Annotated in this window: 11 protein-coding genes; 8 read left to right on the forward strand and 3 right to left on the reverse strand. The window is 39.5% G+C overall.

Translation table 11 applies throughout. The features are described from left to right. Positions 1-138: 138 nt before the first annotated feature. The gene (locus tag JKP71_RS04025) at positions 139-1,251 is read left to right on the forward strand and encodes a LysM peptidoglycan-binding domain-containing protein (protein ID WP_200407111.1); all 1,113 of its coding nucleotides are present in this window, start codon (positions 139-141) and stop codon (positions 1,249-1,251) included. Between the two features lie 68 nt (positions 1,252-1,319). Here the strand turns inward: JKP71_RS04025 and JKP71_RS04030 are convergent, their stop codons facing one another. Genes JKP71_RS04030 through recU form a run of 3 tightly spaced genes read right to left on the reverse strand, consistent with a single transcriptional unit; the run spans position 1,320 to position 4,685 of the window. Then, the gene (locus tag JKP71_RS04030) at positions 1,320-1,946 is read right to left on the reverse strand and encodes an MBL fold metallo-hydrolase (protein ID WP_200407112.1); all 627 of its coding nucleotides are present in this window, start codon (positions 1,944-1,946) and stop codon (positions 1,320-1,322) included. An 11-nt stretch (positions 1,947-1,957) separates the two neighbouring features. Further along, a complete protein-coding gene (locus tag JKP71_RS04035; RefSeq protein ID WP_373298600.1) occupies positions 1,958-4,048 on the reverse strand; it encodes a transglycosylase domain-containing protein in 2,091 nt (696 codons plus the stop codon). Next, on the reverse strand, positions 4,044-4,685 hold the full coding sequence (gene recU, locus JKP71_RS04040) for a Holliday junction resolvase RecU (protein WP_075524684.1): 642 nt from the start codon (positions 4,683-4,685) through the stop codon (positions 4,044-4,046). The genes JKP71_RS04035 and recU overlap by 5 nt, the downstream gene beginning before the upstream one ends. 80 nt (positions 4,686-4,765) lie before the next feature. Between recU and JKP71_RS04045 the strand changes: the two genes are divergently transcribed. The 7 genes from JKP71_RS04045 to tig all read left to right on the forward strand — a co-directional run bounded on the left by JKP71_RS04045 (position 4,766) and on the right by tig (position 9,954). Then, on the forward strand, positions 4,766-5,290 hold the full coding sequence (locus JKP71_RS04045) for an SLOG family protein (protein WP_200407113.1): 525 nt from the start codon (positions 4,766-4,768) through the stop codon (positions 5,288-5,290). A 154-nt stretch (positions 5,291-5,444) separates the two neighbouring features. Further along, on the forward strand, positions 5,445-5,831 hold the full coding sequence (spx, locus tag JKP71_RS04050) for a transcriptional regulator Spx (protein WP_075524682.1): 387 nt from the start codon (positions 5,445-5,447) through the stop codon (positions 5,829-5,831). A 90-nt stretch (positions 5,832-5,921) separates the two neighbouring features. Next, the gene (locus JKP71_RS04055; RefSeq protein ID WP_075524681.1) at positions 5,922-6,203 is read left to right on the forward strand and encodes a UPF0223 family protein; all 282 of its coding nucleotides are present in this window, start codon (positions 5,922-5,924) and stop codon (positions 6,201-6,203) included. After that, positions 6,169-6,948: an inositol monophosphatase family protein gene (locus tag JKP71_RS04060; protein WP_075524680.1), complete on the forward strand. Its 780-nt coding sequence runs from the start codon at positions 6,169-6,171 to the stop codon at positions 6,946-6,948. Before JKP71_RS04055 ends, JKP71_RS04060 begins: the two co-directional genes overlap by 35 nt. Before the next feature lie 81 nt (positions 6,949-7,029). After that, a complete protein-coding gene (gene murA, locus JKP71_RS04065; protein WP_200407114.1) occupies positions 7,030-8,313 on the forward strand; it encodes a UDP-N-acetylglucosamine 1-carboxyvinyltransferase in 1,284 nt (427 codons plus the stop codon). Beyond that, a complete protein-coding gene (locus JKP71_RS04070; RefSeq protein WP_075524678.1) occupies positions 8,313-8,501 on the forward strand; it encodes a DNA-directed RNA polymerase subunit beta in 189 nt (62 codons plus the stop codon). Before murA ends, JKP71_RS04070 begins: the two co-directional genes overlap by 1 nt. Before the next feature lie 169 nt (positions 8,502-8,670). Next, positions 8,671-9,954, forward strand: a complete 1,284-nt coding sequence (tig, locus tag JKP71_RS04075) for a trigger factor (protein WP_075524677.1) — start codon at positions 8,671-8,673, stop codon at positions 9,952-9,954. The last annotated feature ends 292 nt before the right edge of the window (positions 9,955-10,246 follow it).

Here is a 10,246-nt window from a genome sequence, read left to right on the forward strand (position 1 = left end):
CCTTTATCACGACCTTAATAAAAATTTATGAGAGAAACACTTTACAAATGGCTAGAAAATTTTTATACTAGAAGTAAGTATATTTATAAACGGTGCAGAGGCACCACACTTATTTTGTAATTATTATGAGGAAAACAAATGAAACGAAAACATAAACTCGCTTTAGGTGCATCAATAGTCGCACTTGCAGGTCTCGGAGGAGTTAAGGCCCAAGCCTCATCTGTCCAAGAAATTATCAATGCTGCTGTCCCTGTCGCTAATGACTACGGGCTTTACCCATCAGTAATGATTGCACAAGGTATTTTAGAGTCCAGTAGTGGTCAAAGTGGCTTAGCTAGCAATTATAATAATATTTTTGGGGTCAAATATACTTCTGGCAATCCTGTATACCTTCCTACCCAAGAATACGTAGACGGTGCAATGGTCAATGTGGTTGAACCTTTCCAAGCTTATGCTTCGCTATATGACGCCTGTGTGGCCCAAGCACAACTATTAAGAAGTTCTTCTTATTATTCAGGGGCTTGGCGTGAAAATACCAGCTCTTATTTGGATGCAACAGCTTGGCTCGAAGGACGTTATGCTACTGATCCTACTTACGCTTCTAAGCTTAACAGCATCATTGCAGAGCTTGGTCTAAGTGCTTATGACGAGGGAGGACAAATCTCTGCTGGTGTGACTTCAGTCACAACCACATCAGTTACAACGACTTCTTCAGCATCAACAAACGCAACAGGTACCTACAAAGTTCAAGAAGGAGATTCGCTTTCAGCTATTGCTGCTCAATACGGCACCACAGTAGATGCGTTAGTATCGGCTAATAGTTTAGAAAATGCTAATGACATCCATGTGGGAGAAGTTTTACAGGTGAGTGGAACAGCCAGTACAGCGAGTGCCACTCGTGTGACATCCACTTCAACATCAAGTGCTCAAACAGGAAATTATACTGTCCAATCTGGCGATAGTCTTTACTCAATCGCCGAACAAAATGGCCTTTCTGTTTCGGCACTGATGGCAATAAATGGAATCAGCGATGTGAATTCAATGCTACAAGTCGGACAAAGTTTACAAATTTCAAGTACAAGTAGCACGACTGCCACAAGTACTGTAAGTACCTCTTCATATACTATCCAAAACGGCGATAGCCTTTACTCGATAGCTACGGCGCATGGAATGACTGCGGACCAGTTGGCAGCCATTAATGGTTTTAGTCTTAACCAAATGATTCACCCTGGCCAAACCATTCAAGTCTAAGCCCCTTCTCTTTTGACCAAAGGCACGATAAATGAAAAAAGTTACTGACTATGCGGTCAGTAACTTTTTTATTTGAAAAAGGGATTAAAAGTTTTTTCTGTACCAATCGTGGTCTGAGGGCCATGTCCAGGTAAGACGATATAATGCTCTGGCAAGGTAAAAAGCTGTTTGTCTATTGCATCAATCAGTTGAGCGTGATTGCCAGTTGGTAAGTCCCAGCGTCCGATTGCATTTTTAAATAAAGCATCCCCGGTAAAAACAAGCCCCTCCTCATCAAAAACTAAACTTACTCCTCCTATTGAATGTCCCGGTGTTTCTAAAATGCGGAACTTAAAGTCCGATAGCTCATAGGAAGTATTAAATTTATAAAAATGATCAGCTTTGGGAGCTGTCACCTCGCGTCCAAGGAGGAGTGCTGAAGCGTTGAAATAAGGATCTTTAGGCCAATCTTTTTCGGCCTCATGAAGAAAGATAGGAGCCGCTGGAAAAGCATTTTTGAGTGCTTCTAAGCCCATGATGTGATCAAAATGGGCATGGGTCAGTAAAATTCCACTGACCGGGCTGTCAGTAAGGTTAATGTGCTCCATCAGTGCCGAAAGGTCACTTCCTGGATCGATAATGAGTTTAAAAGAAGAATTGCTCAGGAGGTAAGTATTTTCCTGAGCAATTGGATTAATTATTTTTTCAATTTTCATGTGCTGAATTTTTAGTTAGAGCTTGAAGCACTCTCACTTGTTCCTGAAGCATCTGTCTTGACTAAGGCAGTGCCTTGTTGAGCGACATCATCTGGCATTGTCCAAGGTGTAACACTAGAAGGATCAGGATAGAATTTTGACATCATAGCCGAGAATACTTTAGTGGCGATCTGTGTGCTGGTGCCATAGATTGGAGTCATCCGATTCGAATATCCCGTCCATACAGACATTGAATATTGTGGCGTGTAGCCAACAAAGTTTTCATCAGGAGAGATCATTCCAGAGAGTGCGCCATATTTTTCTTTGATTTGAGCCAATTCATCATCTGTATAATTAGAGGTTCCTGTTTTACCAGCGGCAGGAAGTCCTGGTACAGCTGCATAAGAACCAACAGATTGTGAGAGTGGAAGTGTAAGGACACTTTGAAGAATATCCGTCATGATGTAAGCAGTGGAGGCTTCCATTGCACGTGAACGTTCGGGTTTGTATTCTACCGTCCGTCCATCAGGGAAGACTACTTTAGTCACGTAATAGGGTTTGGTGTAAATTCCACCACTAGAAAATGCAGCATAAGCAGCAGCCATTTTTTCAGCGCTGGCACCATATTTATTCCCTGTGTCTTTTTCGTCCGTAGGTACAGTCGCATAGCTTGAAATCGCATTGGAATATTGCATATTACCAAGATTAATTCCTAAACCATTGACGAATTTACTGGATTTATCTAAACCAACATTAATCAAAGTTTTTACTGCTGGAATATTCCGGGAGAGGGCGAGCGCATTTTTTACGGTCATCGCTCCCATATAATTACTGTCCCAGTTCTTTAGCGCCGTACCATCAGGATAAGTCGTTGCGGCGTCGGTGACAATGTCATTTGTTGAAGTATAGACGTTGTTTTCAAAGGCTGGACCATAATCCACGATAGGTTTCATTGTGGAACCCCAGTCACGATCTGTTTGGACAGCTTGATTCAATCCAAAGGTGACATCAGTAGGCTGTTTACGTCCTCCTATTTCTGCGACAACAGCTCCCGTTTGGACATTGATAACTGTTGAAGCCACCTGGAGGTTGTCATCAGGGAATGCCACGCTATCATTCGTATTGACGATATTATAAAGATTTTGCTGAGCATTGGTATCTAAGGTCGTATAAATTTTGACCCCTTTGGTCAAGATGTCATCACCAGCAAGGGTTTTAGCTTGGGCAATGGCCTGCTTGAGAAAATTATCAGCATAACTTGGAATAGTGGCACTAGGTTGTAAAGGTTGAAGCCCATCATCTATTGGTGTTGCTAACGCAGTTTTGCGCTCACTTGCCGTAATTTTGTCATAACGATACATAGCGTTGATGACTAAATCTCGCCGATATTTGGCTGCAGTAGGATTAGTATAAGGGTTATATGTTGAAGGGGCTTGAGGCATTCCTGCCAGCAGTGCCAATTGAGCAATTGAAAGATCAGTTAGGCTTTTACCATAGTAAGCTTCGGCTGCTGTGCCCATTCCATAATAACCATTTGCCATGTTGACTTTGTTGACATAAGCCGTAAAAATTTGCTCTTTTGTCCACTTTTGATCCAGTTTCAAAGCCATCCAAGCCTCTTGAATTTTTACACTCAAGGTCTGGTCTGATTTCTCGGTAGAGAAAAAAGAAAGCTTGATCAGCTGCATGTCAAGCGTGGATCCCCCATTGAGTGAGCCACCTTTAACGTTATTAACAAATGCTCCTGCAATCCGGATGGGGTCAATACCACGTGTATTGAAGAAGCGGTGGTCTTCTATAGAAGTTACCGCATTAACTAACATCACGGGTATATTATCTGTTTGAACCAAATTACGTTGTTCAGAACCCAAGGTGGCAACCAATTTTTCATCTGTAGAATATACTTTTGGTGAAGGCATGGATTCTAATTGGTTGAGATCAAGTTTTGGGGCATCTTTAGCATAGTAGACAAACACAGCCCCGCCAGCTGCAAGCCCAAGGATAATAGCTGAAAAGAAGACGATTAAAAAAAATTTGAGGGCTGTCCACCATCTTGTCTTACTTTTACTATGTTTCTTACGCTGCTTATGGTCGTGTTTCTTTTGTTTCTTAGAAATTTTAATTTACCTCACAAAGTTTATTCACAATCTCTAGGTATGGAATTCTAGGGATTTGATGGGTTTCAATTTTATAACCTTTTTCCCGAATATAATCAATCGGAATCGATTTTAAGCCTTGCTTTTCTCGATAAAATTTAATCAAATAGGAAGAAGGCAGAAGATAAGTTTCATCAAGAGTAGCAAAATGTAATAAAACAAAAGCAATTCCTGCCTGCGCAAGAACGTTACTCATATGAACAATCTGATGCTCATGAAAATTTTTCAAAGGAAATACCGTTTTTTGATGGGTTTCCTTTGCTTCAAAGTCAATGTAACGTCCCTTGTAAACACCAGAATAGTCGGTAGTTGAAGCTTGTCGGAAGTAAGCTTCGGTAATTTTAGCCCGACTCCGTCGTGGATAATCGACCTTTACAATTTGAATAGGGGTAGGTTTTTTGTGGATAACAGCCATGCCATGAGAAAGGTAGTATTCATTTGTCGCATTAATTTCTGCTTCAAAATTCATCCCACGTTTTCCAAAAGCAACGGAACTTTTCAGCTTATCCGCCCGCTTTTTGGTTACTGACAGCTCTGTCAGTGATTTTTCTTTCTTTGGGGCGTGCTGATAAGGCCGTGACCTACCATTAGGATAATTGACCATTTTTTTGTTGCACCTTTATAAACTTTTCAGTTAGTTATATAATGTCATTATAGCATATTTTTGACAAGGGGAAAATATTTATGAATTCACTGCTCATCATGGGTTATACAAGTTTTGATTTAGGGATTTTTAATGAAAAAGATATCAAAGTGTCAATCATTAAAAAAGCCGTAAAAAATAGGCTTATTCGCTATTTGGAAGAAGGTTTAAATTGGCTGATTTTTACAGGTAATCTTGGCTTTGAATATTGGGCATTAGATGTAGCCAAAGAATTACAAAAAGATTATAATTTTCAAATTGGTACGATTTTTTCTTTTGAAACACATGGGCAAAATTGGAATGAAAATAATCAAGTAAAACTCGCTCATTTTAAAGAGGTGGATTTTGTAAAATACGCTTATCAGACTTACGAGAATCCCAGCCAGTTCCGTCAGTACAATGATTTTCTACTGGAGAATACTGAAGGGGCACTTGTTTTTTATGATGAAGAAAATGAAACCAAGCTCAAGTATATGGTCGAACGAATGAAACAAATGGCAGAATATCAGCTTGAAATATTGGACTTTGAAACCCTACAAGAAACATTTGAGGACATGAATGAGTAATTTTTGTCATCCAAAAAATGCAGGATGTCACTGACGGCTTTTTTTGCTAGATTAATTTTGGTATAATACTGTCAGACGTAAAATAAGTATTGTCAGATGATGGCAATCAATGAAATGTTTTGCTGATAAATTGATAAGAAGAGGAAGTAAGACTGTGATTGATTTATATTTGTCGCCTTCATGTACAAGTTGTCGTAAAGCGCGCGCTTGGCTCCAAAGCCATAAGGTTCCCTTTGTGGAACATAATATCTTGACCCAACCCATGACAGTTGACGACTTACGTCAAATTTTGACGAAAACTGAAAATGGAACTGAAGACATCATCTCAACACGGTCAAAAGTCTTCCAAAAGTTGGCAGTCGATGTGGATAACCTCACAATTAATGAACTTTTAGATCTTGTGACAGAGTTTCCTAACTTACTACGTCGTCCCATTATTACAGACACAAAACATTTGCAGATCGGATTTAATGAAGATGAAATCCGAGCTTTTCTGCCACGTGAATATCGTCGTGTTGAAATGTTGAGCACAATGGAATAGCCCCTTAAATAATTACTGACCAGGCTGTCAGTAATTATTTTGCCTCACGCTCTAAGTTATCTATTGATAATTCTATGAAAGATAGAGAGAATGAAAGAAAATTATACTTACCCTCTTGATTTAAGTTGGAGTACTGCTGAGATGACAGAAGTGCTCTCTTTTTTCAATCAAGTGGAAAAATATTATGAAAGTAAAGTTGAAAAAGAAGCATTTTTGAACGCTTATGCACAATTTAAAAAAATTGTTCCTTCCAAAATGCAAGAAAAGCAGCTGGGCCGTGAATTTGAAGCGAGCAGTGGTTACTCACTGTACCGTGCGGTCAAGGAGGTTACGGCGAGTGGAAAAAAATTTGTCAGTGCTGACCAGGCTTGAATTAGCGAAAGACTGGGTGCGTGATTCAGGAAACTTTCTAAAAGAGAATATCACAGCACCCCTCGAAATTACCGAGAAAACGAGATATGATGATTTAGTGACTAATTTTGACCAAGAAGTTCAAGAACAACTTGTTCAGAAAATTCACCACCACTTTCCAAATGATGCAATTTTAGCCGAGGAAGACCAAGAAAAACAGAGCTATGACGATAAAACACCTCACCTTTGGGTGATTGATCCGATTGACGGGACAACAAATTTCATTGTCCAAAAGGATAATTTTGCCATTATGGTGGCTTATTATGAATTTGGAGTCGGGAAATTCGGCTTGATTCTTGATGTAATGCAAGATAAATTATACTGGTGTGATAGTCATAAAGCTTTTTGCAATCAAAGGGAGTTAGTAATGAAGGAAGCATCGCTAGCACACAGTTTGCTTGGTGTAAATAGCTATATGTACCGTACCAACTATAGTGGGCTACTTGATCTGAGCCAACATACACTAGGGGTAAGAATTATTGGAAGTGCTGGGATTAGCTATGGACAGCTTTTAGACGGAAAAATTGTGGCTTATTTTAGCAATTTACAACCTTGGGATTATGCCGCAGGAAGTATCATCGCTGATAGAATCGGTTATGTTACAATGACACTTGCTGGTGAAATGCCCCAGCTTAACTGTCGGGAAAAGGTTTTCACGGCTCCTGCAAAACTAATTTCCGAAATTCAAAAATACATCAGAAATTAATTAAACCGAAAACTTTTTGAAAACCAGCCCAAGCATTTGTGCTATAATTTAGAAATACAAAAAGAAATAGGAAATAAATAAATGGATAAAATTATCGTAAAAGGTGGACATACTAAACTGCAAGGTGAAGTTGAAATCGAAGGCGCAAAAAACGCGGTCTTGCCACTGCTTGCTGCCACACTCCTTGCAAGTGAAGGCGAAGTAGCTTTACGCAATGTCCCTATTTTAAGTGATGTGTTCATGATGAACAACTTGGTTGATCATCTTGGCGTAGATATCACTTTTGACCAAGAAGAAAAGCAAATCATTGCAAAAGCGGGTGCTGAAATCAAAACGACAGCACCTTATGAATATGTAAGTAAAATGAGAGCTTCAATTGTTGTTATGGGTCCAATTCTAGCGCGCAATGGTCAGGCACGGGTTTCAATGCCAGGAGGATGCTCAATTGGTTCTCGTCCAATAGACTTGCATTTGCGCGGTTTTGAACAAATGGGTGCAGTAATTACGCAAAACGCAGGCTACATTGAAGCTAAAGCGGATAAATTAAAAGGTGCTCACATTTATTTGGACTTCCCTTCGGTAGGTGCGACTCAAAATCTAATCTTAGCGGCCACCTTAGCTGAAGGCACTACAACCCTTGAAAATGCTGCGCGTGAACCCGAAATAGTAGACTTAGCCAATTTGCTCAATAAAATGGGAGCAAATGTTAAAGGTGCCGGCACAGATACAGTGATTATCAAAGGGGTGGATAAGATGCACGGTGCACACCACGCCGTGGTTCAAGACCGTATTGAAGCAGGAACTTTTATGGTAGCAGCAGCTATGACTCAAGGGAATGTATTAATTAAGGATGCTATAGCTGAGCATAATCGTCCCTTAATCTCAAAACTTAGTGAGATGGGCGTGAGTTTCGTCGTAGAGGAAAGAGGCTTACGTGTCATCGGACCTGATCAACTCAAACCAACTAGCGTAAAAACATTACCACATCCAGGCTTTCCAACAGATATGCAATCACAAATGACTGCAGCTCAAGCAGTAGCAAAGGGTGAGTCGGTAATGGTGGAAACCGTATTTGAAAACCGTTTCCAACATTTAGAAGAAATGCGCCGGATGGGGCTTGAAGTTGATATCACGCGTAATACTGCGCTAATTCAAGGGAATTCAAATCTACAAGGTGCCGCTGTGAAATCAACAGATTTGCGTGCAAGTGCTGCTCTGATTTTACTTGGACTTGTTGCAAAAGGACAAACGACAGTGAGAAAACTCAGCCATTTGGACCGCGGTTACTATAAATTTCATGAAAAACTTAGTGCACTAGGAGCAACAATCGAGCGTGTGCATGACGAAGATGGAGAAGATGCTTAATGTTTAAAAAGGCCGTAAAATTTTTAGGATTGAGAGTATCTTTAATTATCCTTGTCGTGATTTTATTGGTTGTAGCAGCAATTCTAGGACTTATGGTTGGTTACGGTTTTCTTGGTGGAGGGAACCCATCCAATATTTTTAACCATGATCTTTGGAGAGGGGTCATTAATAAACTGAACCCCTCATAATGTTTAATAAGAAGCACTGGCTTTTCCAGTGCTTTTTTTTTTAAAAAAATTAGATAAAATGGGTATTTTTAGGCGGTTAAAAGCAAGTAATGCTTGAAATATAGCGTTTTTTATGCTAATCTTGAAAGGTATGAATTTATGAGCACATGCTCAAAATAAGGAGAAAAAAATGACTGTAAGTTTCGAAAAAACTAGTGATACTAAAGGTACACTCTCATTTTCAATCGATCAAGAAACAATCAAAACTGGGCTTGACAAAGCCTTTAATAAAGTAAAAGCAAACATTAGTGTCCCTGGTTTCCGTAAAGGTAAAATCAATCGTCAAATGTTCAATAAAATGTACGGTGAAGAAGCCCTTTATGAAGAAGCTTTAAATGCTGTTCTTCCAACTGCTTATGATGCTGCAGTTAAAGAAGCTGGTATTGAACCTGTCGCTCAACCAAAAGTTGATGTCGCAAAAATGGAAAAAGGTTCAGATTGGGAATTAACAGCGGAAGTTGTGGTAAAACCAACAGTAACACTTGGTGACTACAAAGACCTTACAGTCGAAGTAGAAGCATCTAAAGAAGTTTCAGACGAAGAAGTAGAAACTCGTTTGACTAACGCTCAAAATAATTTGGCCGAACTCGTGGTAAAAGAAAGTGCTGCGGAAAATGGTGATACAGTTGTTATTGACTTTGTTGGTTCAATCGATGGCGTTGAATTTGAGGGAGGAAAAGGCTCTAACCACAGTCTTGAGCTCGGTTCAGGTCAATTTATCCCTGGTTTTGAAGAACAACTTGTTGGCACAAAAGCTGGTGATGAAGTAGAAGTTAAAGTGACTTTCCCAGAAAACTACCAAGCTGAAGACCTTGCAGGTAAAGAAGCTATTTTTGCTACTAAAGTTAACGAAGTTAAAGCGAAAGAATTGCCAGAACTTGACGATGAACTCGCTAAAGACATCGATGAAGAAGTTGAAACTTTGGATGAACTGAAAGCTAAATTCCGTAAGGAATTGGAAGAATCAAAAGCAGAAGCTTATGATGATGCAGTTGAAACAGCAGCGATTGAAGCAGCTGTAGCGAACGCAGAAATCAAAGAAATTCCAGAAGAAATGATTCATGAAGAAGTACACCGTGCAATGAACGAATTCCTTGGCGGGATGCAACAACAAGGGATTTCTCCAGAAATGTACTTCCAAATCACTGGAACAACTGAAGACGACCTTCATAAACAATACGAAGCAGATGCTGACAAACGTGTTCGTACAAACCTTGTTGTTGAAGCAATCGCTGCTGCTGAAAACTTCACAACTTCAGATGAGGAAGTGAAAGCAGAAATTGAAGACCTTGCTGGTCAATACAACATGCCTGTTGAACAAGTTGAAAAACTTCTCCCAGTTGATATGCTTAAACATGATATCGCAATGAAAAAAGCTGTAGAAATTATTGCAACAACTGCTAAAGTAAAATAAGTTGAAAAAAACACCATATTATGGTGTTTTTTTAATGCTCCCACATGGTTCCTTTGTATTTTTACAATTTACTCATTGATATTTTCAAGTAAAAAAATGTACCACAAAAATTTAAACTTTATATTTAAAATCAAATTAACAAACGTGACAACAGAGGGTTTTGAGAGGGTTGCTGAATAAAAAAGGGGAAAAGACACAGTTTATTCTTGACAAGGGGAGTTAGGTTTGATAGAATATAATAGTTGTCGCGAGAGACGAGGGTCTTGAAGCGAGCTAGACCATTGAAAACTGA

The organism is Lactococcus taiwanensis, from assembly GCF_014905395.1.
Classification (GTDB): domain Bacteria; phylum Bacillota; class Bacilli; order Lactobacillales; family Streptococcaceae; genus Lactococcus; species Lactococcus taiwanensis.